General features: G+C 73.2%; 1 protein-coding gene. It reads right to left on the reverse strand.

What is annotated here, in order from left to right:
• A partial coding sequence (locus JK363_RS41740) for an AMP-binding enzyme (RefSeq protein ID WP_201883531.1) occupies positions 1-381 on the reverse strand: 381 nt, incomplete at both ends.

A 381-nucleotide genomic window follows, 5' to 3' on the forward strand; every position in this document is an offset into this window, starting at 1 on the left:
CAGTACGACCACGGCGGCGGGGACCATGTGGTCGGGGAGGGTGGCGGCGGTGTGGGCGCGCAGGGTGGCGGGGTCGGGGGTGGCGGTGGTGGCGGGGACGACGTAGGCGACGAGGCGTTGGTCGCCGGGGCGGTCCTCGCGTACGACGACGGCGGTTTGTGCGACGTCCGGGTGGCGGGTGAGGGTGGCTTCGATCTCGCCGGGTTCGACGCGGTAGCCGCGTATCTTGACCTGGTTGTCGGCGCGTCCGGTGAAGACGAGTTCGCCGGTGGTGGTCCAGCGGACCAGGTCGCCGGTGCGGTACATGCGGGTGCCCGGCGGTCCGTACGGATCGGCCACGAAGCGCTCGCCGGTCAGCCCCGGCCGCCCCAGATAGCCACG

The sequence above is a fragment of the Streptomyces coffeae genome, assembly GCF_016741875.1.
Lineage (GTDB): Bacteria > Actinomycetota > Actinomycetes > Streptomycetales > Streptomycetaceae > Streptomyces > Streptomyces coffeae.